The sequence below is a fragment of the Rhizobium sp. FG96 genome, from assembly GCF_057808655.1.
The window spans coordinates 62,626-88,583 of sequence record NZ_JBMDIL010000010.1 but is presented as its reverse complement, the minus strand read 5'-3'; the positions used below and the strand labels follow the sequence as shown (position 1 = coordinate 88,583).

At 62.5% G+C, this 25,958-nt stretch carries 24 protein-coding genes; 10 read left to right on the top strand and 14 right to left on the bottom strand.

All coding sequences use genetic code 11. The features are described 5' to 3' along the window. The first annotated feature begins 60 nt into the window (after positions 1-60). A complete protein-coding gene (locus ACODR6_RS20165; protein ID WP_489023967.1) occupies positions 61-2,784 on the top strand; it encodes a hybrid sensor histidine kinase/response regulator in 2,724 nt (907 codons plus the stop codon). 4 nt (positions 2,785-2,788) lie between these two features. Here ACODR6_RS20165 and ACODR6_RS20160 read toward each other — a convergent pair whose 3' ends face one another. After that, on the bottom strand, positions 2,789-3,145 hold the full coding sequence (locus ACODR6_RS20160; RefSeq protein WP_112712231.1) for a hypothetical protein: 357 nt from the start codon (positions 3,143-3,145) through the stop codon (positions 2,789-2,791). A 168-nt stretch (positions 3,146-3,313) separates the two neighbouring features. On the opposite strand from ACODR6_RS20160, the gene ACODR6_RS20155 reads away from it, so the two are divergent. From ACODR6_RS20155 to ACODR6_RS20135, 5 genes are all read left to right on the top strand, one after another. Then, positions 3,314-3,628 (top strand): plasmid stabilization protein, encoded by a 315-nt coding sequence (locus ACODR6_RS20155; RefSeq protein WP_148194660.1) that lies wholly within the window; start codon positions 3,314-3,316, stop codon positions 3,626-3,628. 82 nt (positions 3,629-3,710) lie between these two features. Continuing rightward, positions 3,711-4,442 carry a glutathione S-transferase gene (locus ACODR6_RS20150; protein ID WP_489023966.1) on the top strand — a complete coding sequence of 244 codons (732 nt, stop codon included), beginning with the start codon at positions 3,711-3,713 and terminating at the stop codon, positions 4,440-4,442. Positions 4,443-4,453: 11 nt separating this feature from the next. After that, entirely contained in the window at positions 4,454-5,260 is an 807-nt protein-coding gene (gene ku, locus ACODR6_RS20145) for a non-homologous end joining protein Ku (protein ID WP_489023963.1), read from the top strand. A gap of 129 nt (positions 5,261-5,389) precedes the next feature. Continuing rightward, entirely contained in the window at positions 5,390-6,580 is a 1,191-nt protein-coding gene (gene fdhA / locus ACODR6_RS20140) for a formaldehyde dehydrogenase, glutathione-independent (RefSeq protein WP_130283607.1), read from the top strand. Between the two features lie 257 nt (positions 6,581-6,837). Further along, positions 6,838-8,061 (top strand): MFS transporter, encoded by a 1,224-nt coding sequence (locus tag ACODR6_RS20135; RefSeq protein WP_489023961.1) that lies wholly within the window; start codon positions 6,838-6,840, stop codon positions 8,059-8,061. Positions 8,062-8,079: 18 nt separating this feature from the next. On the opposite strand, the gene ligD is transcribed toward ACODR6_RS20135, so the two are convergent. From ligD to ACODR6_RS20085, 10 genes are all read right to left on the bottom strand, one after another. After that, entirely contained in the window at positions 8,080-10,590 is a 2,511-nt protein-coding gene (gene ligD, locus ACODR6_RS20130; protein ID WP_489023959.1) for a DNA ligase D, read from the bottom strand. A gap of 2 nt (positions 10,591-10,592) precedes the next feature. Beyond that, positions 10,593-11,429 carry a non-homologous end joining protein Ku gene (gene ku, locus ACODR6_RS20125; protein WP_489023958.1) on the bottom strand — a complete coding sequence of 279 codons (837 nt, stop codon included), beginning with the start codon at positions 11,427-11,429 and terminating at the stop codon, positions 10,593-10,595. 28 nt (positions 11,430-11,457) lie between these two features. Further along, positions 11,458-11,688 carry a DUF2188 domain-containing protein gene (locus ACODR6_RS20120; protein ID WP_112712249.1) on the bottom strand — a complete coding sequence of 77 codons (231 nt, stop codon included), beginning with the start codon at positions 11,686-11,688 and terminating at the stop codon, positions 11,458-11,460. Between the two features lie 15 nt (positions 11,689-11,703). After that, positions 11,704-11,973: a hypothetical protein gene (locus ACODR6_RS20115; protein WP_112712251.1), complete on the bottom strand. Its 270-nt coding sequence runs from the start codon at positions 11,971-11,973 to the stop codon at positions 11,704-11,706. Between the two features lie 264 nt (positions 11,974-12,237). Beyond that, positions 12,238-13,260 (bottom strand): DNA topoisomerase IB, encoded by a 1,023-nt coding sequence (locus tag ACODR6_RS20110; RefSeq protein ID WP_489023955.1) that lies wholly within the window; start codon positions 13,258-13,260, stop codon positions 12,238-12,240. Positions 13,261-13,278: 18 nt separating this feature from the next. Continuing rightward, on the bottom strand, positions 13,279-15,432 hold the full coding sequence (gene glgX, locus ACODR6_RS20105) for a glycogen debranching protein GlgX (protein WP_489024210.1): 2,154 nt from the start codon (positions 15,430-15,432) through the stop codon (positions 13,279-13,281). Between the two features lie 271 nt (positions 15,433-15,703). Next, positions 15,704-16,498, bottom strand: coding sequence for an SDR family NAD(P)-dependent oxidoreductase (locus ACODR6_RS20100; protein ID WP_130283593.1), 795 nt, complete (start codon positions 16,496-16,498; stop codon positions 15,704-15,706). Positions 16,499-16,601: 103 nt separating this feature from the next. Then, the gene (gene pcaF, locus ACODR6_RS20095) at positions 16,602-17,807 is read right to left on the bottom strand and encodes a 3-oxoadipyl-CoA thiolase (RefSeq protein ID WP_489023953.1); all 1,206 of its coding nucleotides are present in this window, start codon (positions 17,805-17,807) and stop codon (positions 16,602-16,604) included. An 11-nt stretch (positions 17,808-17,818) separates the two neighbouring features. Beyond that, positions 17,819-18,508 (bottom strand): CoA transferase subunit B, encoded by a 690-nt coding sequence (locus ACODR6_RS20090; RefSeq protein ID WP_413711591.1) that lies wholly within the window; start codon positions 18,506-18,508, stop codon positions 17,819-17,821. Next, complete coding sequence (locus ACODR6_RS20085; RefSeq protein ID WP_489023951.1) at positions 18,505-19,212, bottom strand: 3-oxoacid CoA-transferase subunit A; 708 nt, start codon at positions 19,210-19,212, stop codon at positions 18,505-18,507. Before ACODR6_RS20085 ends, ACODR6_RS20090 begins: the two co-directional genes overlap by 4 nt. Before the next feature lie 153 nt (positions 19,213-19,365). Here ACODR6_RS20085 and ACODR6_RS20080 point away from each other — a divergent pair, with 153 nt between their 5' ends. Then, positions 19,366-20,121, top strand: coding sequence for an IclR family transcriptional regulator (locus ACODR6_RS20080; RefSeq protein ID WP_489023949.1), 756 nt, complete (start codon positions 19,366-19,368; stop codon positions 20,119-20,121). Here the strand turns inward: ACODR6_RS20080 and ACODR6_RS20075 are convergent, their stop codons facing one another. Next, entirely contained in the window at positions 20,122-21,003 is an 882-nt protein-coding gene (locus tag ACODR6_RS20075; protein ID WP_489023947.1) for a helix-turn-helix domain-containing protein, read from the bottom strand. Between the two features lie 110 nt (positions 21,004-21,113). Between ACODR6_RS20075 and pobA the strand changes: the two genes are divergently transcribed. Together pobA and ACODR6_RS20065 are read left to right on the top strand one after the other, a co-directional pair. Then, on the top strand, positions 21,114-22,286 hold the full coding sequence (gene pobA, locus ACODR6_RS20070; protein ID WP_203431061.1) for a 4-hydroxybenzoate 3-monooxygenase: 1,173 nt from the start codon (positions 21,114-21,116) through the stop codon (positions 22,284-22,286). A 248-nt stretch (positions 22,287-22,534) separates the two neighbouring features. Further along, positions 22,535-24,058, top strand: coding sequence for an adenylate/guanylate cyclase domain-containing protein (locus tag ACODR6_RS20065; protein ID WP_489024209.1), 1,524 nt, complete (start codon positions 22,535-22,537; stop codon positions 24,056-24,058). Here ACODR6_RS20065 and ACODR6_RS20060 read toward each other — a convergent pair. Further along, positions 24,055-24,930, bottom strand: a complete 876-nt coding sequence (locus ACODR6_RS20060; protein ID WP_489023945.1) for an NAD(P)-dependent oxidoreductase — start codon at positions 24,928-24,930, stop codon at positions 24,055-24,057. The two genes, ACODR6_RS20065 and ACODR6_RS20060, sit on opposite strands and share 4 nt — an antisense overlap. Positions 24,931-25,161: 231 nt before the next feature. On the opposite strand from ACODR6_RS20060, the gene ACODR6_RS20055 reads away from it, so the two are divergent. After that, complete coding sequence (locus ACODR6_RS20055; protein WP_130283577.1) at positions 25,162-25,608, top strand: GNAT family N-acetyltransferase; 447 nt, start codon at positions 25,162-25,164, stop codon at positions 25,606-25,608. Positions 25,609-25,723: 115 nt separating this feature from the next. Here ACODR6_RS20055 and ACODR6_RS20050 read toward each other — a convergent pair whose 3' ends face one another. Continuing rightward, the gene (locus ACODR6_RS20050) at positions 25,724-25,942 is read right to left on the bottom strand and encodes a hypothetical protein (protein ID WP_112712271.1); all 219 of its coding nucleotides are present in this window, start codon (positions 25,940-25,942) and stop codon (positions 25,724-25,726) included. Between the last annotated feature and the right edge of the window lie 16 nt (positions 25,943-25,958).

Genomic DNA, 25,958 nt, shown 5'->3' with positions numbered 1-25,958 from the left:
TTAGCTGCAATTGGGCAGCATCGCGCCGCGTCTTCGCGGCTTGGCACGGAAGTGAAATGAATGACGGGGCAGACTGAAGGCGATTGGCCGAAAGGTGGCGGCGAAATCGGCAAGATGCTCCGGGATCCAGCATTCCACGCCTCGGGCATAGGGCCTGTCGATCAATGGCCTGCCTCGCTGCGCTATTACGCCGATGCGATGCTGAACTCCCGCCATGCGAAGTTTGTCGCCTGGGGTCCAGACCTCGCCTTCATCTATAACGATGCCTATGTGCCCGTTTTCGCGGAGCGCCACCCGCAGGCGCTCGGCCGTCCGTTCCGTGAGGTCTGGAGCGATATCTGGCAGCAGTTCGAACCGATCGTGAAGGCGACGCTGAGCGGCCAGGCACAGCTTTTCGAGGAACTGCTGGTCCCGATGCGGCGCGCCGGCAAGGTTGCCGATACCTGGTTCACCTTCTCCTACACGCCACTGCGCGATGAAACCGGCTCGATAGCCGGTATTCTCTGCGCCACCATGGAAGTCTCGGCGCAGGTGATGGCCAAGCGGCGCGAGCGGCGCGCGCTCGACGAGTTGCGGATCAAGTCCGACGCGCTGTCGATCGTCAACGCCGCCGGTGCGGCGATCACTGCCGAGCTCAATGTCGAGCGGCTGACGCAGACTGCCGTCGATGCCGGCGTGGCGCTGACCGGCGCGGAATTCGGCGCTTTCTTCTACAATGTCGATGACGGCGAAGGCGGCAGCTACATGCTCTACGCGCTGTCGGGGGTCGACCGGAAGAATTTCGAGCGCTTTCCGATGCCGCGCAACACCAAGGTCTTCGCGCCGACGTTCAGCGGCGAGGGCGTGGTGCGCTCCGACGATATCCTGCAAGATCCGCGCTACGGCAAGAACGCGCCGCATCAGGGAATGCCGAAGGGGCATCTGCCGGTGCGCAGCTATCTCGCCGTGCCGGTCAAATCCCGTGACGGAAGCGTGATCGGCGGCCTGTTTTTCGGTCACGCCCAGCCCGGACGGTTCAACGATGCGGCCGAGGCAAGTCTCGTTAGCCTCGCCGGTCAGGCAGCTGTTGCCATCGACAATGCGCGGCTCGTTCGCGCTCAGGAGATGGAGATCAACCAGCGCCGCAATGTCGAGGAGCAGCTGCGCCGCCTCAACGAGACGCTCGAGGTGCGCGTCGCTGCCGAGATCGCCGAGCGCCAGCAGGCCGAAGCCGCCCTGCAGCAGGCGCAGAAGATGGAATCGATCGGCAAGCTCACCGGCGGCGTGGCGCACGACTTCAACAATCTGCTGCAGGTCATCTCAGGCAATCTGCAGCTGCTCGGCAAGGATGTCTCCAGCAATACCCGCGCCAAGGAGCGTATCTCCAATGCGCTGACCGCTGTCGATCGCGGATCACGGCTGGCGAGCCAGCTCCTCGCCTTCGGCCGCCGCCAGCCGCTGGAGCCGAAAGTCATCAATGTCGGCCGCTTCGTCGCCGGCATGGACGATATGCTGCGACGCGCGCTCGGCGAAGAAATCGAGGTCGAGACCGTCGTCTCCGGCGGGCTCTGGAATACGTTTGCCGATCCGATCCAGATCGAGAATGCGCTGCTGAACCTTGCGATCAACGCCCGAGATGCGATGGACGGTTCCGGCAAGCTGACGATCGAAGTCGGCAATGCCTTCCTCGACGATTCCTATAGCCGCACCCATCCCGAGGTCGTGCCTGGGCAATATGTCGTGCTCGCGGTCACCGATACCGGTTCGGGAATGACTGCCGATGTCATCGAGCAGGCTTTCGAGCCGTTCTTCTCCACCAAGCCGGAGGGCAAGGGTACCGGCCTCGGGCTCTCGATGGTCTATGGCTTCGTCAAGCAATCGGGCGGCCATGTGAAGATCTACAGCGAGGTCGGAGAGGGCACGACGATCAAGCTCTATTTGCCGCGCTCCTTCCAGAGCGAGGACCGGATCGCTAGCATCGAGACGGTTCCGGCCGTCGGCGGCACCGAAACCATCCTGGTCGCCGAGGACGATGAGGGCGTGCGCGCCACCGTCGTCGAGATGCTGACCGATCTCGGCTATTACGTTCTGAAGTCGCGCGATGCGCAGAGCGCGCTCACCGTCATCGAAAGCGGCGTCCACATCGATCTGCTGTTCACCGACGTCGTCATGCCCGGCACGCTGAAGAGCCCGGAGCTTGCCCGCATGGCGCGCGAGCGGCTGCCGCATATCGGCGTGCTCTATACGTCAGGATATACCGAGAACTCGATCGTCCACGGCGGACGGCTGGATCCGGGCCTCGAATTGCTCTCCAAACCCTATACGCGCGAAGCGCTCGCCCGGAAGATCCGCCATGTGCTTGCCAATCAGGCGCAGCGCCGGCAGGGGCATGCAGCGGCCGCCGCCGCTCCCGGTACGCCGCCGCGCGAGATCATTCAGGAAAAGCTGAAGCTGCTCCTGGTCGAGGACGACGCCTTCATCCGCATGGATACCGCCGAGATCCTGCAGGACCTCGGCTATGAGGTGATCGAGGCGGAAAGCGGCGAGCGCGGCGTGGAAATCCTCGCGGCCGCGGCGATCGATATCATCGTCGCCGACGTCGGCTTGCCCGGTATGTCCGGCCCGGCCTTCGCGGCCAAGGCGCGGGCGGCCTTCCCCTCGGTCGGGATCGTCTTTGCGACCGGCAACAGCAGCCTGCCGGAAGCGGCCCGCTTTACCGGCTCGGTGCTTTTGACCAAGCCGTTCAGCAGCACCGCTCTCGACAAGGCCATCAAGACCGCCGCGTTGCAGCGCCCGATTGCCTGAGACTTCAGAAACCATCGAGCTTATGGCTGCCGCTGTTGAACTCCGGATATTTGCGGACGATATCGTCCGTGCTGGTGCAGCTGTCGTCGCGGGCGACGAGCTCCACGGATAGCGCATCGCCGCTGCCCAACTCTCCGCCCGGATGATAGACGGGAATGCGCGCACCGCTGGCGCTGATCAGGACGGCATCGCTGCCGAAGCCACGCTGCAGCAACCAGTCGCGTGGCGCGAGCAGCCGTACGCTGATCTCAAAGGACCGGCCTGTGCCCTTCCTTACCTTGAGGCTGTAGGCAACAGGCGACAGCTGGCCATTCAGATCGATCTTGCCGTTTCCATCGGCTTCGCTGATGTGGTTATCCATCTCTCTGCTCCTTCCTGTTTGGTCATCAGGTTTGCAGGACTTGCCCCCGGAAACAGGGTTAACGCGGCTTTTGTTCCGTTTACGTAAGAATCGTTCTGCAGCGCAAAAAGAGCGGAACCTTTCAGGTTCCGAACGGTTGGAATCTCTTTGCACAAAGAGGAGGCAGCCATGCCCAGAGGCGATAAATCCGCCTATTCCGACAGGCAGAAGCGCAAGGCAGAACACATCGAAGAAGGCTACGAAGACCGCGGCGTCTCCCACAAGGAAGCCGAACGCCGAGCCTGGGCCACCGTCAACAAGGAAGAAGGTGGCGGTAACAAATCCGGCTCCGGACGCGGCAAGAAGGATACCCACGTCTCCTCCGAGAAGGGTGGCCGGATTGGCGGCAAGGCATCGGCATCCCGCCCGGCGGCAGAGCGTTCGGCGTCTGCCAATAAGGCTGCAGCGACCCGCAAGCGCAATGAGCAGCACGCTCATCATTGACGCACGAGCCGCGCCCGTTGACGGATAGGCAAGCCGCCACATTTCAAGGGGTGGAACAGGATGACGCTAGCCGGGGAATTGCATGGCATACGAGCTCTACTATTGGGATGGAATACAGGGGCGCGGCGAGTTCGTGCGCCTGGCGCTCGAGGAAGCTGGCGTCAGCTATATCGACGTGACACGCGAATCTGGCAGCGATCGCGGCACCGGTGCGATGATGAAGATCATGGAAGATAGCGCAAGCACCGACATCCCCTTCGCGCCACCCTTCCTGAAGGATGGCGATCTGATCGTCTCGCATGTCGCCAATATCCTCTTCTATCTCGGAGCGAAGCTCGACCTGGCGCCGAAGCACGATACGGCGCGTTATGTGCTCAACGGCCTGCAGCTGACGATCACCGACTTCGTCGCCGAGGTGCACGACACGCACCACCCGATCGCGACCTCGCTCTACTATGAGGACCAGAAGGAAGAGGCGAAGGCCTGCTCGGCTGAATTCATCAAGGAACGCATCCCGAAGTTCCTCGGTTATTTCGAGCGCGTCATCGCCAACAATCCGAAGGGAACAGCGCATATCTCGGGCGACAAACTGACCTATGTGGACCTGTCTCTGTTTCAGGTGCTCAAGGGGCTGCGCTACGCCTTCCCGAAGGCGATGAAGGGCTCCGAGAAGCAATATCCGTTGTTGCAGGCGCTGCATGACATGGTCGAACAGCGGCCGAATATTGCCGCCTACCTGAAATCGGATCGCCGCCTCGCCTTCAACATCAACGGCATCTTCCGTCATTATCCCGAACTCGATCAGGCTGCGTGAGGAAACGAGCCATGCCCCGGCAGACATTCTGGAAAGGCTACCTGAAGCTCTCGCTGGTGACGGCACAGGTATCGCTGACCCCTGCGACGACGGACAGCAATAAGGTGCGCTTCAATGTCCTGAACCGCAACACCAAGAACCGCGTCGAAAGCCGCTATGTCGACAGCGTCACCCATCGGCCGGTTGCGGCCAAGGAGCAGGTGAAGGGCTATCCGCGTGGCGAGGACGACTATGTGCTGCTCGAGGATGCCGAACTCGACGAGGTCGGTCTCGAGAGCACGCGGACGATCGATATCGACAGCTTCGTGCCGCGCGGCTCGATCGACTGGATCTGGTACGACAAGCCGCATTTCCTGGCGCCCGAAGACAAGGTCGGGACCGAGGCCTTCTGCGTCATCCGCGAGGCGATGGCCGCAAACGACGTGGTCGGCATCGCCCGGCTGGTGCTCTACCGGCGCGAACGCGCCGTGCTTCTGGAGCCGCAGGGCAAGGGCATCGTGCTTTGGACGCTGCATTATGGCGATGAGCTGCGCGAACCTGCCGGCACCGTCGATATCGACGCCAAGCCGGATGCCAAGGTGCTGGCGATGATGAAGAAACTGGTGAAGGAGCAGACGCAGGACTGGAGCCCGGCGATGATGCAGGATCCGGTACAGAAGCGGCTGCAAAGTATCATCCGCGCCAAGCTGAAGACCATGAAGAAGATGACGCCGGTCAAGAAGGCGCCGCCGGTCAAATCGACAGGCAATGTCGTCAACATCATGGATGCGCTGAAGAAGAGCCTGGCGAAGGAAAGCGGCCAGCCGAAGCGTCATTGAGCGGCCAATTCCGGACCCAAACCGTCGCATTCGGAACGGTGCCTGTTTCCATATCCTCTAATCTGTGAGCACAGCCCGCAGCGGGAGGAGCCGCGCGGGATGGCGACATTTTCAACGGAGGAGACGAAAATGAGCAAGAACAGAGGCGTGGTCTATCTGCGGCCCGGCAAGGTGGAAGTCCGCGACATCGACGATCCGAAGCTGGAAGCGCCGGATGGCCGCCGCATCGAGCATGGCGTCATCCTGAAGGTTATCTCGACCAATATCTGCGGCTCCGACCAGCACATGGTCCGCGGCCGCACGACCGCTATGCCGGGCCTGGTTCTCGGCCATGAAATCACCGGCGAAGTCATCGAAAAGGGCGTCGATGTCGAGATGCTCGAGATCGGCGATATCGTATCCGTTCCGTTCAACGTCGCCTGCGGCCGCTGCCGCTGCTGCAAATCGCAGGACACCGGCGTCTGCCTGACGGTCAACCCGTCGCGCGCCGGCGGCGCCTACGGCTATGTCGACATGGGCGGCTGGATCGGCGGACAGGCACGCTACGTCACCATCCCCTACGCCGACTTCAACCTCCTGAAGATCCCGGATCGCGACAAGGCGATGGCCAAGATCCGCGATCTGACGATGCTGTCCGACATTCTGCCGACAGGCTTCCATGGCGCGGTCCGCGCCGGTGTCGGCGTCGGCTCGACGGTCTATGTCGCCGGTGCCGGCCCGGTCGGTCTTGCCGCCGCAGCTTCGGCCCGTATCCTCGGCGCTGCCGTCGTCATGATCGGCGACTTCAACAAGGATCGCCTCGCCCATGCCGCCAAGGTCGGCTTCGAGCCGATCGATCTGTCGAAGAGCGACCGTCTCGGCGACATGATCGCCCAGGTCGTCGGCACCAATGAAGTCGACAGCGCGATCGACGCCGTCGGTTTCGAAGCCCGCGGTCACTCGGGCGGCGAACAGCCGGCGATCGTCCTGAACCAGATGATGGAGATCACCCGCGCAGCAGGCTCGATCGGCATTCCCGGCCTCTACGTGACTGAAGACCCGGGTGCAGTGGACGCCGCCGCCAAGCAGGGCAGCCTGTCGCTGCGCTTCGGCCTCGGCTGGGCCAAGGCGCAGTCCTTCCATACAGGCCAGACGCCGGTCCTGAAGTACAACCGCCAGCTCATGCAGGCGATCTTGCATGACCGCCTGCCGATCGCCGATATCGTCAACGCCAAGGTCATCTCGCTCGAAGACGCCGCTCAGGGCTACGAGAGCTTCGACCAGGGTGCGGCGACGAAATTCGTCCTCGACCCGCATGGCGTCGTCTCCAAGGCAGCCTGATTTCGGAAGGGCGGCGCAAGCCGCCCTTTTCATTTCCGCACGCGATTGACCGGCCCAAAGTTTGCCGGTAGCTCTAGAGCATTATGATCGCGACGGTTCTCGTAGTGGTGATAGGGCGCATGGGCAGGATGGCGTAGCCATCCGGCGAAAGCACCCATGCGCGGTAAGCAGGCTCCCGGCGGGGCCTTTTTTATTGCCCGGATTGCGGGCAGCGGCCTGCCGGACATCCCTCTTCCCATCACCCGAGAGACCGACCGATGACCGGAAATTCCGCATCCGAACTCACGCGCACACGCCAACCCAAACCGCCGCGACTGATCACGCTTATCCTGCTGACCGCCCTCTCCGTCCTGCCCGTCAATCTGATCCCGCCGTCTCTTCCCGAGATCGCCACCGATCTGCGCACCGATCCCGCGCTCGTGGCTCTCAGCGTCGCGGCCTACGCCGCACTAACCGCCTTTGCCGAAATCGTCGGCGGCGCCCTGTCCGACCGCTTTGGCCGCAGGCCGGTGGTCTTTGTCTCGCTGTCGATCTTCATTCTCGCTTCGGCGGGTTGCGCGCTAGCGGGCAATGTCCATGTCTTCCTGCTGTTCCGCACCTTGCAGGCGGCGATAGCCGCCTGCTTTTCCATCGCACTCGTCATCGTCAAGGAAAGCTGGGGCGGGCAGAAGGCTGCGAGCAAGTTCGGCTATCTCGCCATGGGCTGGGCAGTCGCGCCGATGGTCGGCCCGACGATCGGCGGAGCGATCAGCGAACTCTTCGGCTGGCGGGCAAATTTCGTGATGTTTGCGGCGCTCGGCGCAATCATGCTGGCGCTTGCCGCGCGTGAAATCCGTGATGCGGCTGTGAAGCCTCCGTCTGCGCACGGCTATTTCGCATCTTACCGGCTACTGCTCGGCTCGCCGCGGTTCCTCGTCTATGCCGCCTGCATGGCTTGCTCAATGGGGACGCTTTACGTCTTCCTTGCCGGAGCTCCTCTAGTCATGAACGAGGCGCTCGGCGGATCAAGCGCCAAGCTCGGTCTCTACATGGGCATGGTGCCCGCCGGCTTCATTCTCGGCAGCTATCTCGCCGGACGTTATGCGAGCCACATGCCAATCGCCGTCGTACTGATCGCGGGACGCACGCTGACATGTGCTGGCCTGCTCGGCGGTCTGGCTCTTGCGGTCGCCGGCATCACGACGCCTCCGGCCTTCTTCGCGGCCTGCATCTTCATCGGCATCGGCAACGGGTTGACCATGCCCGCCGCCAATTCCGGCATATTGGCCGTCCAGCCTGATCTGGCAGGAACCGCCGCAGGGCTGGCAGCTGCCGTCAGCGTTGGCGGCGGCGCGGTGATCGCTTCGATGGCCGGACTTCTCCTCGATGCGGCCTCGACCGGTCACGAATTGCTGTGCGTGATCCTGATCCCGGCGACATCGGCACTCGTTGCGGCAGGTCTCGCGGGATTGCTGGACCGCCGGAAGGCGATTGCGGCATGATCCGTGGAAGAGCGGTCCCTAGGACCGCTTCTTCTTTTCGAGCGGCTTTGCCGCTTCGAAGAAATCCGCCCAGGGATCGCGCGACAGCGCGTTGATCCTGGCAGGCGTATTATCGACGGTGAAATAGGCAGGGCCGATTTCGCTTGTCAGTTCGCTCCAGTCGATAGGCATCGAAACTGGCGCGCCTTTGCGGGCGCGGGCCGTATAGGGGGCGACGGCGGTGTTGCCGCGGCCGTTGCGCAGGTAATCGATGAAGATCTTGCCATTGCGCTCCGCTTTCGTCGCCTTGGCGATGTAGCGGGAGGGGTCGGAGCCTTCCATCGTGTCGGCGATCCATTTGGCGAAGGCTTTCACCTCGGTCCAGCCGGCTTTCGGGGCCAGCGGCGCCACGACATGCAGACCCTTGCCGCCCGAGGTCTTGACGAAGGCCGCAAGCCCCTCGCCTTCCATGATCGCCTTGATCTCATGCGCGGCGGAAATGACCGCCGTCCAGGGCACATCATCGGCCGGATCGAGATCCATGATCACCATGTCGGGCTTTTCCCACTTGGCGGTCGTCGCGCCCCAGGGATGGATTTCCAGCACGGCCGATTGCACCAGAGCAACGAGACCGTCGAAATCCCTGATCCGTAACAGCTTCTCACCGCCGCGATCCTTGGGATCGGCAATCTCCTCGATGTGGGCGTTCATGCCCTTCCAGGCATGTTTCTGGAAGAAGCACTGCTTGCCCGATATTCGATCCGGCAGACGCAGCAGCGATAGCGGCCGATTGACGACGAAAGGCTTTATCAGTTCCCAGACATTGGCGTAGTAATCCGCCAGCCCGGCCTTGGTGATACCTTCGTCGGGCCAGTAGATGCGATCGGGATGCGTCAGCGTCACATCCGATACCGGCAGCTCTTTTGCAGCAGTTGCACCCATTTCGCGCCCCACTTCCTTTGCCGCCTTGTCCTCGCGCAAGCCGCGGAAGGCGGCGTGGCGCAGATTCCCATCCGCCGACCAGGCGCTGAATTCAACCTCGGCCACGAGCTCCGGCTTGACGAAAACCAGCCCGCGGCGCTCGTCCGCCGTCAGCTTGCCGTCGAAGGCGCTTTCGGTTTGCTCAAGCTTCGAAAGCTGCCGGTAGAGATCATGCGACAGCTTGACGGTATAGCCAGTGCCGACCCGGCCGACATGTTTCAGCTTGCCCTTGTCATAGTAGCCCATGGCAAGCGAGCCGATCGCGCTTTTCATCGATGTCGAGGGGAGGTACCCGCCGATGACGAACTCACTGCGTTGAACGCATTTCGACTTCACCCAATCACCGGTGCGGCCCGACACGTAATGGCTGTCGCGCTCCTTGGAGATCACGCCCTCAAGACCAAGCCGGGAAGCATGATCGAGAACGAGGCCGCCATTCTCGTTGAAATGCTCGCTGTATCGCAGTTTTGCGCTGCCGGCGGGCAGCAGCTTTTCCAGCAGTGCCTTGCGGTCGATGAGCGCGACATTCTGCAGATCGTGGCCGTCGAGATAGATGAGGTCGAAGGCGTAGTAGGAGAAGCGGTCGCTGCGGCCTTCGCTCAGATCGTGCTGCAGCGCTGAGAAATCGGAGGCGCCGTTCTCCCGCTCGACGACGAGCTCGCCATCGATCAATGCGCTATCGACAGGCAGCGCGCCGAAGGCGGCGTCGATCTCCTCACCGAACTTCTCGGTCCAGTCGAGCCCGGTCCGCGTCAGCATCGTCACCTTGCCGTCGCGGATGCGGATCTGTAGGCGGTAGCCGTCGAACTTGATCTCGTGGATCCAGCCGTCTCCGGCAGGCGGGCGCGGTTTCAGCTTGGCAAGCACCGGCTCGACGAAATCCGGCATCGCGGCCTTGCGCGCCCCCTTCGGCCACTGATGCACCTGCGGCTGTGCCTTGGCCTTGGCGGCGGGTTTCGCAGCGGTCTTGCGGCCGTTCGGCTTGGAGTTCCAGGTGTCATCAGGGTTCTTGGCGACCTGCTCGATCGTCCGTCCGCTCTTGGCGGATTCCGGACGTTTCTTCAGGATGTCCTCGCGCCGGCCGTGGCGCGCCTCCTCGTCTTCACCCTTGATTAGCAACCAGTTCTCGCGCTTCTCGCCGGGCTTGCCGTGCATGCGTACCAGATGCCAGCGGCCCTTCAGCTTGTCGCCATCAAGCTCGAATTCGATATGGCCCTTTCGGTAGGCCTTCTTGGCGTCGCCAAGCGGCGCCCAGGTGCCCCGGTCCCAGACGATGACGGTGCCACCGCCATACTGACCCTTCGGGATGACACCCTCGAAATCACCGTAGGAGAGCGGATGATCCTCTACATGGACGGCGAGCCGCTTGTCGTCAGGATTGAGGCTCGGGCCGCGCGTCACCGCCCAGCTCTTCAACACCCCATCCATCTCCAGGCGGAAATCGTAGTGCAGGCGCGTCGCATCATGTTTCTGGATGACGAAGCTGTTGCCCTTGCTCTTGCCTTTCGCGCCGCGCGGTTCCGGGGTGACCTTGAAGTCGCGCTTTTGCTGATAGGTTTCGAGCGCCATTGTCAGCTCGCCTTCTTGCGGCGGCTGGATGCGCTGGCGGCAGGCTTACCGGATCCCGATTTGCCGCCGATCTTGGCGCTCTGGCGAAGCGCCTCCATGAGATCGACGACCTTGCCCTCCGGCTTCGGCTTGCGCTTCGGCGGCTCGCGACCCTCGATCTTGGCTTTCACGAGTTCAGTCAGCGCCGCCTCGTAGCGGTCCTCGTATTCGGCCGGATTGAAGCTGCCCTTCTTGGTGCCGATGATATGGCCGGCGAGCTCCAGCATTTCCTTGTCGAACTTGATGTCCGGGATGTCCTTGAAGACGGTCTCGGCGGAGCGGACCTCGTAGTCGAAATTCAGCATGGTGGCGATGACGTGATCGTCCTGCGCGCGGATCAGCAATGTCCGGTTACGGCGAAACAGCACCGCCTGGGCAAGTGCCGCGACCTTGTTGTCGCGCATGCTGCGCATGATCAGGCCAAGGGCTTCGGCATCGTGATCTTCAATGGGGGCGAGATAGTAGGGACGGTCGAAATAGAGCTTGTCGATCTCCGCCAGGGGAATGAAGCTCTGGACACCCATCACCTTGTCGCTGTCAGGCATGACGCTGGCGATCTCGTCGCCTTCGATGACGATATAGTCGCCATTGTCCATCCGGTAGCCCTTCACCTGATCCTCGCGATCGACGGGCTTTCCGGTTTCGCTATCGACGAACTGCCGCTCGACGCGGTGGCCGGTCTTTCGGTTGATGATGTTGAAGGACAGGCGCTCGGAGGATGAGATGGCGGTGTAGAGACCGACGCCGCAGACAAGGTCGCCAATCTTCAGATGGCCTTTCCAGCTTGCCCGCGCCGCCATGTCACTCTCCTACGCTAAAGTTATCCTATCAGAGTCTGCTACCGCTTCTGTCAGTTTCAAGGGGCTGGAACTGCCAACCGCCATCAGGAGCCGGATAAGCGAGCAAAGCATCGCCATCGCCGATCTTCTGCCGCGATGCGGCGCTCCTGGCGCGATCGGCGGCTTCCTCCGCCGTCGCATAGGTTTCGGATATCGTATCGCCGAGCTTGTAGGCCCAGCCTTCATCATGCGGCACGATCTGATAGGTAATGTCGACCATCTTTTTCTCCTCTCTTCAGTCGTAGTCGCGTGGAGCGCCCTTGCGGCGCTCGTCCAAAGCTATGATCTTCTCGACGGAAGCGATCTCGTCGCTGGTCACCGGCCTGACAGGGTCGGAGGCGATCGCCTCAAGCACCGCGTCGGACAGCCCGCCGTTGCGGATGACCCATTCGAGCGTTTCCCGCGTCTCGCGTTCAGCCTTCAATTGTGCATAGAGCGCAATGATCAGCCGGTCACGCGGATCGAACTTCTGGTTCTTTTCCGAGACCTTACGGACATTCGGCATAGAAAAGCCCTTTCAGAATTGCTCCCGATCAAGCTTTGAAACGTGATGTAAGAGAAATTGTTCCGTCCAGAAATTGCGGAACGATCGGCGGCTTCAACTGTTCTTCCCCTGCAACCTGCGCTTTGCAGAGCGCCAGCTGCGCGCGGCTCGCAAAGCGGAGCAATCGAGGAAGGCCGGCGACAGAACCGGGCCGCCCTTGGTGGACCTCCTGTCACCTGAGAAGCCCGCGTCCACCCGGCGCGGGCTTTTTTCGCCGGCAATGCCTCAGGCGGTCATTCCTGCTTCGCGCATGAGGAAATCCAGCAGCCGATTTTCCTCGGCGCGCAGACCGCGCAGCGGTGCCGCCGCTTCGGGCATATCCTCCGGAATTTCGCGATCGCGATCGGCCAGAGCGATGACGCGCGGATGAATATAGCTGGAGCGCGAGATCGCCGGCGTGTTGTGCAGCACCTCGGCCGAAGCCTCCGCCATCTCCTTCACGGTCGGGCGTCGCCCCTCCAGGATCGCGCTTCGCGCCACGCCGAAACCGGCAAGCGATCCCGCCCATGTCCGGAACGTCTTGGCAGAGATGGAAATGCCGGAGATCTCGGCGAGATAGCTGTTCAGCCGCCCGGACTCGACGGGTTTCAGCGATCCCGTCTCATCTTTCCAGACGAAAAGCTGGCGGCCGGGAAGATCGGCGATCTCTTCCAGTATCTTCTGCAGGCGAGGATGCTTGAGGCTCCGCTGCACCCGCTTGCCCCCCTTGGCGCGGAATTTCAGCTCGATCTTGCCGTCGTTGAGCTTGATATGGCGCTTGAGCAGCGTGGTGGCGCCATAGGTCCCGTTTTCCTTGACATAGGCCTGATTGCCGACGCGCAGATGCGCCTCGTCGAGCAGTGTCGTCAGCGCCGCCAGGATGCCCCTGATATCGTCGACGCCGGTGTCGAGATCCCTCAGCGCCTGCCGGCGGATTTTTGGCAATGCCTGGCCGAACTCGATCAGCTGATGGAACTTCTCGACGCTGCGGAAGGCGTTCCAATCCCTGTGGTAGCGATACTGCTTGCGCCCGCGGGCATCGTAGCCGGTCGCCTGCAGGTGACCGTTTTCCTGCAGGCAGATCCACACATCGTCATAGGCGGGCGGCAGGCCGAGCGCGGCGATCCGGTCCTTGAGCTCTGGGTCGGCAACCAGTTTGCCGCCAGGCAGCCGATAGCAGAAGCCCTTGCCCTTCCGGCTGCGGCGAATGCCGGGTTCGGTATCGCTCACATAGATCAGGCCGAGATCGGCAATCGCGTCCGCATTCATCGCGCTATCAGTGGCCCGTCATTTCGGCTTGCGGCCGAAGTTGAACCAGCGGCGGCGCTCGGCCGTGTCTGCCTCCTTCGGCGGCTCCGTCGCGCCCTTCGGCGCGAAGACGGCGACGCTTTCGCGGTAGAGCGTGATCGGGCTATCGACATCGATGATCTCGAAGGCATCGTCGGCGCCGGTTTCGACCAGTCGTTGCCAGTGATCGATGCCGTTCACCTCAGGCAGGCTGATCTCGCAATCGCCACCGGCGTTGAAGAGCATGAAGAGCCCGTCCATCTTCTCGCTGTCGGGCGTATGGACGCTGCGGGAGATATAGACGCCGAGGACGCGAAGCTCGCCATCGTTCCAGGCGCCGTCATCCATGAAGGTGCCGTCGTGCTTGTACCAAGCGATCTCGATACGACCGTCGTCGCTGGTCTCGCCGGTGAGGAATCGCTCCTGATGCAGCTCGGGATGCGCCTTCCGGAGTGTGATCATCTTCTGGCAGAAGGTCAGGAACGGATCGTCGAGCCCGCTCCAGTCGATCCAGCCGATCTCGTTGTCCTGGCAATAGGCATTGTTGTTGCCATGCTGGCTGTTGCCGATCTCGTCACCGGCGACCATCATCGGCACGCCCTGCGACAGCATAAGCGTCGCCATCATATTGCGGCGGCGGCGCGCACGGTTGTCGTTGATCCCCGGATCATCGGTGGCGCCCTCAGCGCCCATATTGTCCGAATGATTGTCCGAATGGCCGTCGTTATTGTCCTCGCCATTCGCCTCGTTGTGCTTGTCGTTGAAGGACACCGTATCCATCAGCGTGAAGCCGTCATGGGCAGCGAGCAGGTTGACCGAAGAGGTCGCGCCGCGGTCGGAATGGTTGAACTGGACGGCAGAGCCGGTGATGCGCTGCGACAGGCTGGAGACCAGGCCGCCATCGCCCTTCCAGAAGCGGCGGACATCGTCACGGAACTTGTCGTTCCATTCGCGGAAGGGATGCGGGAAGCCGCCGACCTGATAGCCGCCCTCGCCGACATCCCAAGGCTCGGCGATCAGCTTGACGCCGGCAAGGATCGGATCCTGGCGGATGGCGCTGAAGAAGATGCCCTGGCGGTCGAACTCCAGATCCTGGCGGCCGAGCGTGCTCGCCAGATCGAAGCGGAAGCCGTCGATATGCATGACGCCCACCCAATAGCGCAGGCTGTCGAGTACCATGCGCATCACCATCGGATTGGCGATGTTCAGCGTGTTGCCGGTGCCCGTCGTGTCGAAGGTGTGGCGCGCGTCGTCGGGTGAGAGAATGTAGTAGCTCGCATTATCCAGGCCGCGGAAGGAGAGCGTCGGGCCGCGCTCGCTGCCTTCGGCCGTATGGTTATAGACCACGTCCATGATCACTTCGATCCCGGCCGCATGGAACTTGCGCACCATCGTCTTGATCTCGGTGATCTTGTCGCTGGAGAGATAGCGAGACTGCGGGGCGAAGAAGCCGAGCGTCTGATAGCCCCAGTAATTCGTCAGGTTCTTCTCTTCGAGATAGCGGTCGTTCGGGAAGAACTGGATCGGCAGCAGCTCGATGGCGGAGACCCCCAGCTTCGTCAGGTGCTCGATGATCGGATCGCTCGCCATGCCGAGGAACGTGCCGCGCAGCCGGTCGGGCACCTTGGGATGGGTCATCGTCATGCCGCGAACATGCGCCTCGTAGACGATCGTTTCTGTCCACGGGCGGCGGATCGCCTGATCACCGTCCCAGTCGAAATCCGGATCCTGCACCACGCCCTTGACCATGAAGGGGGCGCTGTCGCGCTCGTCGAAGGAAAGATCGTCTTTGCCGATCGTGTAGCCGTAGAGCGCATCGTTCCACTTGAGATCGCCGACCACCTGCTTGGCATAGGGATCGAGCAGCAGCTTGTTGGGGTTGAAGCGATGGCCGTTCTGGGGATCATAGGGGCCGTGGGCGCGGTAGCCATAGACGGTGCCCGGCCCGACGCCGGCGATATAGCCCGACCAGATATCACCCTCACGCTTCGGCAGCGGCAGGCGCGCCTCCTCCTTCTTGCCATCGGCGGAGAAGAGGCAGAGCTCCATCTGCTCGGCATGGGCGGAATAGACGGCAAAATGCGTCCCGGAGCCTGTATATTCCGCGCCAAGTTCAGGCTTGAGGAAATCGAGTTCCGAGAACGAGTAGCTCATTGTTGTGTCGCCCATCCTTTATATCGCTTCATTAAATGGTTTCGCTGCCATGACAGCAGACGAGCCGGACAGGCAGTTCAATCTGCAGGCACAGCAAAGCGCTGCGTCCGGCAATAATGCCCGGCACAGCGATGAGAGTGGCTTGGCTTGAACATGATCGTCCGTCTCGAAGGTACAGGAACGGCGATCGCCTTCCCCCAATCCTCGAAACGTCAAGGGAACCCGAAGGTTCCCTTGTGCAGTGCAAAATATCGGTGAGACGAAGTGCCGATTACGGCATCAGCTGGCCGCCATTGACCTCGATGATCTGGCCGGTGATGTAGCCCGACAGCGTCGGCGAGGCCAGGAAGAGATAGGCGCCGACGCAATCCTCCGAGGTGCCGACGAAGCCCATCGGGATCGACTTGCGCTGCAGCTCCATCTGCTCGTCATTGGTATAGCGCTCGTGGAAGGGCGTGGCGATGACGCCGGGTGCAACCGCGTTGACGCGGATGCGATCGGGTACGAATTCCTTGGCGTGGCCGCGGGTGATCGTCGAGACGAAGCCCTTGGATGCCGCGTAAAGGATCGCGCCGTTGCCGCCGCCGTTGCGGGCAGCGATCGAGGTGGTGTTGATGATGAAGCCGCCCTGCTTCTTCAGCCAGGGATGGGCGGCGCGCACTGCTGCCAGCACCGAGCGGGCGTTGAGGTTCATCACCTTGTCGTAGTGCTCGTCGGTATATTCCGAGGTCGGCTTGCGTCCGAGCATGCCGCCGGCATTGTTGATCAGGCCGTCGAGATGGCCGAAGGTCTTGGCCGTCTCTTCGACGACGCGCTCCGTCTCGCCTTCCCTGGAAACGTCGCCATGCACGAGATGAACCGTGGCGCCGGTCGCGCGGATTTCCTCGGCGAGCTTTTCGGCCGGCTCGCGGCTGGCATTGTAGTGGATGCCGACTTTCATGCCCTGTGCGGCGAAAGCGCGGGCAAGGGCGGCGCCGATGCCGGTCGATGCGCCGGTGATGAGCACGGCCTTGCCGGCCAGATCCGGCAACTTGATGGACGCGAGTGATTGAGCAAGATCAGCCATGGCTGCAAAGCCTCCCTAAAACAATTGCATGGTAATGATATGCGGGAGTCTTAGCAGGCCGTGTCCGCCAACTGCAATGCCGGACACGGGAATTTGTATCGGGTCAGAGGCGCTCGAGCGCCACGGCGATCCCCTGGCCTACGCCTATGCACATGGTCGAGAGGGAATAGCGGCCGCCGGTTTCGGCAAGTTCGAGTGCCGCCGTGCCGGTGATACGGGCGCCCGACATGCCGAGCGGATGGCCGAGCGCGATGGCGCCGCCATTGCGGTTCACACGGCCGTCGTCATCGGCAATCCCGAGCTCGCGCAATACCGCCAGCCCCTGCGAGGCGAAGGCCTCGTTGAGCTCGATGACGTCGAACTGCTCCTGCTTCATGCCGAGGCGCGCCATCAGCCTGCGCGATGCCGGGACCGGCCCGATGCCCATGACGCGCGGCGGAACGCCGGCCGCAGCACCCCCGAGGATGCGAGCGATCGGCCGCAAGCCGTATTTCTTCGCCGCCGCTTCCGAGGCGATGATCAGCCCCGCAGCCCCGTCATTCACGCCCGATGCATTACCCGCGGTGACCGTCCCGCCGTCCTTCTTGAAGGGCGTGCCAAGCTTGGCGAGCGCTTCCATCGAGGTCGCGCGCGGATGCTCGTCCTTGTCGACGACGATGGGATCGCCCTTGCGCTGCGGGATGGTAACGGCAGTGATCTCCTTGCCGAGCCGGCCGCTTGCCTGGGAGGCTGCGGCCTTCGCCTGCGAGCGGACCGCGAAGGCGTCCTGATCCTCACGGCTCACCTTGTAGTCCTCGGCGACATTCTCGCCGGTCTCCGGCATGGAATCGACGCCATATTGCTTCTTCATCACCGGATTGACGAAGCGCCAGCCGATCGTCGTGTCGTAGATTTCGGCATTGCGCGAAAAGGCCATATCGGCCTTCGGCATGACGAAAGGCGCGCGCGACATGCTCTCGACGCCGCCCGCGATCATCAGTTCGGCCTCGCCCGCGCGGATCGCCCGCGCCGCAGTGATGACGGCATCCATGCCGGAACCGCAGAGGCGGTTGATCGTGGTACCGGATACGCCGAGCGGCAGACCGGCAAGCAGCAGGGACATGCGGGCGACGTTGCGATTGTCCTCGCCTGCCTGGTTGGCGCAGCCGAAGACGACGTCATCGACCGCCTCCCAATCGACGGAAGCGTTGCGCCCCATCAACGCCTTCAGCGGCACGGCGCCGAGATCATCGGCGCGAACGGAGGAGAGCGAGCCGCCGAAACGGCCGATTGGCGTGCGGATGTAATCGCAGATGAAAGCTTCAGCCATCGGTGAACTCCTTACAGCTCGGGCACGACGAGATCGGCAACCGGACCTTCGATATGCAGTTTTGCGCCGGTCATCGCCTGCAGTTCCTCGACCGACATGGCGGCGAGCTTCTCGCGCAGCACGAAGCGGCCCTTGACGATGTCGATGACTGCGTGGCTCGTATAGACGCGGGTAATGCAGCCGACGCCGGTCAACGGGAAGGTGCATTTTTCCACCAGCTTCGGCTCGCCGTTCTTGGTCACATGCTCGGTGATGACGCAGACCTGCTTGGCGCCGTGGACAAGGTCCATCGCCCCGCCGACGGCCGGCACTCCCTTCGAGCCGACCCGCCAGTTGGCAAGATCGCCGTTCTCGGACACTTGATAGGCGCCGAGGATGGCGATATCCAGATGACCGCCGCGCACCATGGCGAAGCTGTCGGCATGGTGGAAGAAGGCGGCGCCCGGCTTCAGCGTCACTGCCCGCTTGCCGGCGTTGATCAGATCCCAATCCTCTTCACCGGCGGGCGGCGCCTCGCCGAAATTCAGGATGCCGTTTTCGGTATGAAAGATCGCCTCGCGCCCCTCGGGCTGGTAGCGAGCGACCATTTCGGGGAAGCCGATGCCGAGGTTCACATAGGCACCGTCGGTAATGTCCTGGGCAGCGCGCCAGGCGATCTGGGCGTTGGAAAGCTTGATGTCTTCGCGCGTATCGAGTGTCATGCGTAGGCCACCCCGGCTCGAATGAGCTCTTCTTCCTGTTGCGGATTGGCGATCTCGACGACGCCATCGACGAAGATGCCGGGCGTCACCACCTGTTCCGGATCGATGCCGCCGGCGGGCACCAGCTTCGAGACCTGGGCCACCGTCCTTGCCGCCGCCATGCACATCAGCGGGTTAAAGTTGCGGCCAGCCTTGTTGTAGGTGAGGTTGCCATGAGTATCGCCGAGCTGCGCCTTGACGATCGCGAAATCGGCCTTCAGCCAGCGCTCCTGCACATATTGCCTGCCATCGAACTCGGCGACCGGCTTGCCCTCGGCAAGCTCGGTTCCGTAGGTCGTCGGCGTATAGAAGGCCGGGATCCCGGCGCCGCCAGCGCGGATGCGCTCGGCAAGCGTGCCCTGCGGCACCAGCTCGAGCTCGATCTCGCCCGCCAGATACTTGTCGGTGAAAGCCCGCGGATCGGACGAGCGCGGGAAGGAGCAGATCATCTTCCTGACCATCCCGGCATCGATCATCGCCGCAATACCGATCTGGCCGTTGCCGGCATTGTTGTTGATGACGGTAAGGTTCTTCGGCCCCTTGTCGATCAGCGCATGAATGAGCTCGATCGGAGCACCCGATCCGCCGAACCCGCCAATCATCACGACGGCGCCATCACCAATATCGGATACGGCGTCGGCCGCGCTCCGGATCGTCTTGTCCATGCCGGATATCTCCTCGCCTGGCATCGCGGGGATCTCCCGCCTCAGGCCAAAGGGATAAGTCCGCGGTGGCGGGGCAGGCAAGCAAATTGTGCGTTATTTGACATTTGTTCGCATATCGCACAATGTCTTTATGACAATTGAACGAGACACAAGATGCGAGAAACAGATTTCGTCAGCGGATTTGCGAGGGGGCTGAAAGTCATCGAGGCCTTCGGAGAAATGCATCAACGGCTGTCGATCACCGATGCTGCCAAGCTGACCGGGCTTGACCGCGCAACGGTGCGGCGCTCACTGCTGACGCTTTCGGAGCTTGGCTATGCCGATTACGACGGCAAGTTCTTCACGCTGACGCCGAAGGTGCTGCGGCTGGGCCATGCTTATCTCTCGGCCACACCGCTGCCCACCATCCTGCAGCCGCATCTCGATCTGCTCTCGGAAAAGGCAGGCCAGAGCGCCTCGGCCTCGGTGCTCGACGGCACTGAGATCCTCTATATCGCCCGGGCCTCGCAGAGGCGGGTGATGTCGATCAACCTGACGCCGGGAAGCCGCCTTCCCGCCTATTGCGCTTCGATGGGCCGGGTTCTGCTGGCTGCACTCCCCGAAGCCGAGGCGCGCGCCATTCTTGCCCGCAGCGATCTCAAGGCCAACACGCCGCGCACGCTCACCGACCCGGGGAAACTGATCGCCGAATTCCAGCGCGTCCGCGCCCAGGGCTATGCGGTCATCGATCAGGAGCTGGAGCTCGGCCTCTGCTCCATCGCGGTCCCCGTCGAGAACGACCGCGGCCAGCTGATCTGCGCGCTGAATATCGGCGCCCCCGCGGCGCATGCTTCGGCGGAGGAGATGGTGACGCGCTATCTGCCGCTGATGAAGGAAACGCAGGCCGCGCTTCGCCTCGTTCTGCGCTGATTACATCCCGAGCTTCGCACGCTCCGCCAGCCGCCACGCGCGCGGCGTTTGTCCCGTCTGCTTCACGAAGAAGCGGGAGAAATAGGCGGGATCGGCGAAGCCGAGGCGATAGCTGATTTCCTGAGCGCTGCCGAAGGTGAACACCAGTTCGCGTTTGGCTTCGTCGGCGAGCCGCTGGGCGATCATCTCGTGCGTGCCGAGGCCGGTCGCCGCCTTGACGATGCGGTTGAGATGGGTCGCGGAGATGCCGAGTTCGGCGGCGTAGAAGGCGGCCGGTTTGTGGGTGCGCAGATGCTGCTGGATCAGTCCGTTCAGCCGCTCCATGCGCCGGCCGTTCTCGTCGGAGCTCTCACCCGCAGCGCTTCCGGAAAGCCGCATCGTCAGCTGCAGTGCGATCGTCACATAGGCTTCGAGCAGATCCGTGCGGCCGCTGTTGCGGGTGGCGAATTCGGCGCCGAGGCGCGACAGCGTCTGCCCGGCATAGGCGGCATCGGGGTTTTCTCTGTTAAGCACGGTCAGATGCGGATGGGCGAGCCATTCGCCGAGCGGGCTGCGGCCGCCCGGCAGCGCCTTCAGGTGCGAGGCGAGCACCGTGATGACGAAGCCGTCAATATCCCTCGAGAAGCGGAAGCCGTGGGTGAGGCCGGGCGGCACGGTGATGACGGTGTCAGGCGCGATCTGATGATGCTCGGCGCCGAAGATGGCATCGCCCGATCCGGCGCTGATGTACAAGATCTGGAAAAAGCTCTCATGCCGATGCAGCTTGATCTCCCAATGATGCAGGCTGCTGCGTGAGGGAATTGTTTCGCAATGCAGCCAGAAATCCGGCTTGCGCCCGGCATTTTCACCATAGAGCTCATAGGTCGGGACGAATTTGGTCATCGCTGCCGCCTCCTTCGATGTTCGATTAGTGCAATTTCTGGCCTGAAATGTCCATTGCCCCGAACATCCGCTCTTCGCAGAATTGCAGGAAGAGGACGCCAGGAGGAAACATGCGCACCAAAGTCGCCATCATCGGCTCAGGCCCGTCGGGCCTGCTGCTCGGCCAGTTGCTGACGGAAGCCGGGATCGACAACGTCATCCTCGATCGCGTCGGCAAGGATTACATTCTCGGCCGCGTGCGCGCCGGTGTGCTGGAAGAAGGCACGGTCGGCCTGATGGATCAGGCGAAGTCAGGCGCGCGCATGCATGCCGAGGGGCTGCCGCATGACGGCTTTTCGCTCGCGTTCGACGGCCGCGATCACCGCATCGATCTACACGGCCTCACCGGCGGCAAGCGGGTCATGGTCTATGGCCAGACCGAGCTGACACGCGACCTGATGGAGCATCGCGAAGCAAGTGGTGCAGCGACGATCTATGACGCGGCCAATGTCACTCCGCATGATTTCGATGGTGAAACGCCCTACCTGACATACGAGAAGGATGGCATCACCCATCGCATCGATTGCGATTTCATCGCTGGCTGCGACGGCTTTCATGGCGCCAGCCGCAAGGCGGTGCCTGCATCGGCGATCCGCACCTTCGAGAAGGTCTATCCCTTCGGTTGGCTCGGCATTCTCGCCGATGTCGCCCCCGTCAGCCACGAGCTGATCTATGCCAATCATCCGCGCGGCTTCGCGCTCTGTTCGATGCGCTCGGAAAGCCGCAGCCGCTATTACATCCAGTGTCCGCTCGACGAAAAGATCGAGGACTGGAGCGACGAGCGCTTCTGGGACGAGCTGCGCCGCCGCCTGCCCGCCCATCACGCCGAGGCGCTGCAGACCGCGCCGTCCTTCGAAAAATCGATCGCGCCGCTGCGCTCTTTCGTCGCCGAGCCGATGCGGTTCGGACGCCTGTTCCTGGTCGGCGATGCCGCCCATATCGTGCCGCCGACGGGCGCGAAGGGGCTGAACCTTGCGGCGAGCGATGTGCATTACCTGTTCGGCGGCCTCGCGGAATATTATGACGAACGCTCCGGCGCCGGGATCGATGCCTATTCCGGCCGGGCTCTATCGCGGGTCTGGAAGGCCGTCCGCTTTTCCTGGTGGATGACGACTATGCTGCACCGCTTCCCGGACACCGGCGATTTCGGCCAGAAGATCCAGGAGGCCGAGCTCGATTATCTCACCCATTCGACAGCTGCCGCTACGGCGCTCGCCGAAAACTACGTGGGCCTCCCCTACTAGCCTGATGCCTTCCGCAATCCACGGAAGGCAGCCTGGAAGCGGCGGCGTCTCATGCGTTCCCGCCGCCGCTTCACCACAACAGGCAACTCGCCGATGAATATGCTCGACAACAGAAATACGATGTCCGATCCTGTGACCATAGGGCTTTGAACACCGGTCAGCGAGCGGGGCAGATCGTGGAGACGCGGGAACAGGAAATTTCGACGGCGCGCAAGAACGCCTATCTGGTCGGTCTGGTGACGCTGATCATGCTGGCAGGCCTGCCGCTTGCGGCCTGGCTCGATGTCAGCACCCTGTCGCGCGATGCCGTTCATCGCCAGGCGCAGGACATGAGCTCGCTGATCACCAGCATACGGTCCTACTATGCCACCAATGTCGTCGGCCGGATTCTGGCGGCCCACACGGCCGGGCAGGAAGAGCGAACCGCCGTATCGCACAACTATGCGAATATTCCGGGCGCCGTGCCGATCCCGGCGACGCTGTCGCTGGAACTCGGCGATGTCATCAAGGAACAGCAGGCGAATATCACCTATCGCTTCGTCTCCGACCTTCCCTTCAAGAACCGGGCGTCGCACGATCTCGACAAGTTCGAGAGCGATGCCCTGACCGCTCTCAGGAGCAATCCGAAACAGACGCTGACGGAGAACAAGCGCTCCGGCTTCACCAATGTCTTCCGGCTGGTGACCCCGGTTCTGATGGGGCCGCCTTGTGTAGCCTGCCACAACACGCACCCTGAAAGCCCGAAGACCGACTGGAAGGTCGGCGATGTCCGCGGCATTCAGGAGGTGATCATCCGCCAGCCCTTTGCGGCCAACATCTTCGCCTTCAAGTATCTGCTGGCCTATTTCATCTGCGTCGCGGTGCTCGGCGCCTCCTTCATCGTCATGCAGCGCCGTCAGGCTTCGCTTCTCCATGCCTTCAACCACGACCTCGAATCCACCAACGAATTCCTGGCCAGCATCTCGTTGAAGATCTCGCGCTATCTCTCGCCGCAGATCTATAAGAGCATTTTCAGCGGCCAGCGCGACGTCGTCATCCAGACCGAGCGCAAGCGGCTGACGATCTTCTTCTCCGATATCAAGGACTTTACCGCCACGACCGAGCGGCTGCAGCCGGAAGCGCTGACGGAGATGCTGAACGAGTATCTGACGGAAATGTCGAAGATCGCGCTGAAGCATGGCGGCACCGTCGACAAGTTCATCGGCGACGCGATCCTCGTCTTCTTCGGCGATCCCGAGACCAAGGGCGCGGTAGAGGATGCCAAGGCCTGCCTGCGCATGGCCGTCGACATGCAGCAGCGCCTCGGCGAACTGAAGGCGAAATGGCGCCGCGATGGCACGGCCCAGCCGTTCATCGTGCGCATGGGCATCAATAGCGGCTACTGCAATGTCGGCAATTTCGGCAGCACTGACCGTATGGACTATACGATCATCGGCGCCGAGGCCAATCTGGCGGCGCGGCTGCAGTCGATCGCCGAAGGCGGCAAGATCGTCATGAGCTATGAGACCTATGCGCTGGTCGAGGACATCGTCGAGGCGGTGCCGCTGACACCGATCACCATGAAGGGCATTCAGCGCGATATCGTGCCCTACGAGGTGCAGGGCCTGCTTGTCGGCGGCGACGGACATACGCGGGTGATGAGCGAGCATTTTGCCGGTCTCGACCTGCATCTCAACATGTCGCAGCTGGAACCGGCCGAAAGGAACAAGGTGAAGGCGGCGCTGATGGAGGCATTGGCCGCGGTGGAAACGCCTGCCGAGAAACCAGCCTAGGATTTCGGTGCACGGGCAGCGATCGCCTGGATAACGGCGGCCATATCGAGGGCGCCGAGGCCCATCTCCACGGCTTCCGCATAGAGATCGCCGCAGATATCGAGCAACGGCACCGGCGTGCCGCTCGCCCGGGCGGCATCGACGACCAGCCGGTTGTTCTTCAAGACGTCGGCGATCGCCGCCTGCGGCGCGAAATCCCGATCGGCGAGCTTGCCGGTCTTGATCCTCGATATGCCGCTCGCCATCTGGCCGCCATCGGCGATCCGCTTGAAGAGCTGCATGTCGAGCCCCTGGCTGGCGGCGAAATTGGCGGCTTCCGCCAGTCCCGTCACCGTCGAGATCAGGAAGATGTTGACGGCGAGCTTCATCAGCAGCGCATTCGGCACCGGACCGCAGGCGATCGCATCGCGGCACATCGGCGAGAGCAGCGGCCGGATGCGCTCGACGGCATCATTCTCCCCGGCAAGCATCGCAACGAGTTCGCCGGCCTCGGCCGGCAGGCGCGATCCGGAGACTGGCGCCTCGACGTAGAATCCACCCGCGGCGCGGATATCGCTTTCCAGAGCCCTGGAGAATTCAGGCGTGGTCGTGGCCATATGGATCAGCGTGCGGCCACGCACACGTTCGGCAAAGAGAGCGGAGCCGCGGCCGAGCACGTCGTCGATCGCCGCCTGCGTCGCCAGCATCAGGATGATCGCATCGGCCTGGGTGAAGACCTCGCCGGCGCTCGCGGCAACCTCGGCCCCGGCCTGCCGCAGCGCTTCGGCCTTGTCCGCCGACCGGTTCCAGACGATCAGCGGCTGGCCCGAGCGCACCAGATTGAGCGCCATCGGTGTTCCCATGATCCCGAGCCCGATGAACCCTATCCGCATGGCTTGTCCTCCCATTCGGGAAGACTATGCGCGGGTGCGGGCCGGGCTGTCTTGAACGTTAGTGCCGGGTCGATGAAGGCCGGCGAAAATAAAGACGTGTAGCGTCATTGAAATCACAACTTTAGACCACAATTCAGCGGTAAAAAATACAGCAACCAGTTGTTTAGGACCGGTGCGCATAATACTCATCATCATTACATAGCCCTTGCGGTGCTTCGTTAGACAGTGGCCATGACAGTCGTTTTCAAGCGGATCAATAAAGATCAGGCGCTTCTCGGCGCCGCCATCATCGTCGAAGCCTATAGCGCCGAACCCTGGCACGAACATTGGTCGATCGAGCGGGCGACTGCCCGGATGGTCGAGCTGTCGACGACGCCGGGCTGGATGGGCGTCGGCGCGCTGGATGGCGACGATCTGCACGGCTTCGCCATCGGCTATCCGCACACGGCGGCCACCGGCTGCATGCTCTACATTCCCGAAATCGCCGTCATGCCCGCTCACCAGGGGAAGGGCATCGGCACCACACTGTTGAAGCTTCTCGAACAGGAAGCCTTGGCCAGCGGCTTCTCCAGCACCTGGCTCTTGTCACAGAACGAGGGCGTCGCCGCGGACTATTACCGGTCCGCGAGCTACAAACAGTCCCCCAATCACCGCATCTACTCGAAGCCGCTGAAGTAGGCGCGTTTCCGCGCAGCAGACCGGATCTGGCCTCGATGGCTACTGGACACACGAAAGCGGCGGGCAACCCGATCGTCGCCCGCGCTTCAAGATCCCAGAACTCAATCAGTCGATATCAGCCGTCGTAATGGCCGGCGGCAACGGAATCGGCGGATTTCACGGCGACGGCCAGATTGACGCCCTTGGTGATGACGCTGCCCCGCGCCGCGAGTGCCGCCGCCTCCGCCAGCGCGCCCGCCTTCGGCACGCTGAGCGGCGTCACCGTCCCGCGGCCGAGATCCGCCACCCAAAGCCCTTTTTCACCTTCAACACTGATCACAACAACCTTAGTCATGCTGCAATTCCCTCTT

Coding starts and splice junctions, on each gene's coding strand:
- ACODR6_RS20165 (WP_489023967.1), top strand. CDS start 61: ATGACGGGGCAGACTGAAGGCGATTGGCCGAAAGGTGGCGGCGAAATC.
- ACODR6_RS20160 (WP_112712231.1), bottom strand. CDS start 3,145: ATGGATAACCACATCAGCGAAGCCGATGGAAACGGCAAGATCGATCTG.
- ACODR6_RS20155 (WP_148194660.1), top strand. CDS start 3,314: ATGCCCAGAGGCGATAAATCCGCCTATTCCGACAGGCAGAAGCGCAAG.
- ACODR6_RS20150 (WP_489023966.1), top strand. CDS start 3,711: ATGGCATACGAGCTCTACTATTGGGATGGAATACAGGGGCGCGGCGAG.
- ku (WP_489023963.1), top strand. CDS start 4,454: ATGCCCCGGCAGACATTCTGGAAAGGCTACCTGAAGCTCTCGCTGGTG.
- fdhA (WP_130283607.1), top strand. CDS start 5,390: ATGAGCAAGAACAGAGGCGTGGTCTATCTGCGGCCCGGCAAGGTGGAA.
- ACODR6_RS20135 (WP_489023961.1), top strand. CDS start 6,838: ATGACCGGAAATTCCGCATCCGAACTCACGCGCACACGCCAACCCAAA.
- ligD (WP_489023959.1), bottom strand. CDS start 10,590: ATGGCGCTCGAAACCTATCAGCAAAAGCGCGACTTCAAGGTCACCCCG.
- ku (WP_489023958.1), bottom strand. CDS start 11,429: ATGGCGGCGCGGGCAAGCTGGAAAGGCCATCTGAAGATTGGCGACCTT.
- ACODR6_RS20120 (WP_112712249.1), bottom strand. CDS start 11,688: ATGGTCGACATTACCTATCAGATCGTGCCGCATGATGAAGGCTGGGCC.
- ACODR6_RS20115 (WP_112712251.1), bottom strand. CDS start 11,973: ATGCCGAATGTCCGTAAGGTCTCGGAAAAGAACCAGAAGTTCGATCCG.
- ACODR6_RS20110 (WP_489023955.1), bottom strand. CDS start 13,260: ATGAATGCGGACGCGATTGCCGATCTCGGCCTGATCTATGTGAGCGAT.
- glgX (WP_489024210.1), bottom strand. CDS start 15,432: ATGAGCTACTCGTTCTCGGAACTCGATTTCCTCAAGCCTGAACTTGGC.
- ACODR6_RS20100 (WP_130283593.1), bottom strand. CDS start 16,498: ATGGCTGATCTTGCTCAATCACTCGCGTCCATCAAGTTGCCGGATCTG.
- pcaF (WP_489023953.1), bottom strand. CDS start 17,807: ATGGCTGAAGCTTTCATCTGCGATTACATCCGCACGCCAATCGGCCGT.
- ACODR6_RS20090 (WP_413711591.1), bottom strand. CDS start 18,508: ATGACACTCGATACGCGCGAAGACATCAAGCTTTCCAACGCCCAGATC.
- ACODR6_RS20085 (WP_489023951.1), bottom strand. CDS start 19,212: ATGGACAAGACGATCCGGAGCGCGGCCGACGCCGTATCCGATATTGGT.
- ACODR6_RS20080 (WP_489023949.1), top strand. CDS start 19,366: ATGCGAGAAACAGATTTCGTCAGCGGATTTGCGAGGGGGCTGAAAGTC.
- ACODR6_RS20075 (WP_489023947.1), bottom strand. CDS start 21,003: ATGACCAAATTCGTCCCGACCTATGAGCTCTATGGTGAAAATGCCGGG.
- pobA (WP_203431061.1), top strand. CDS start 21,114: ATGCGCACCAAAGTCGCCATCATCGGCTCAGGCCCGTCGGGCCTGCTG.
- ACODR6_RS20065 (WP_489024209.1), top strand. CDS start 22,535: ATGCTGGCAGGCCTGCCGCTTGCGGCCTGGCTCGATGTCAGCACCCTG.
- ACODR6_RS20060 (WP_489023945.1), bottom strand. CDS start 24,930: ATGCGGATAGGGTTCATCGGGCTCGGGATCATGGGAACACCGATGGCG.
- ACODR6_RS20055 (WP_130283577.1), top strand. CDS start 25,162: ATGACAGTCGTTTTCAAGCGGATCAATAAAGATCAGGCGCTTCTCGGC.
- ACODR6_RS20050 (WP_112712271.1), bottom strand. CDS start 25,942: ATGACTAAGGTTGTTGTGATCAGTGTTGAAGGTGAAAAAGGGCTTTGG.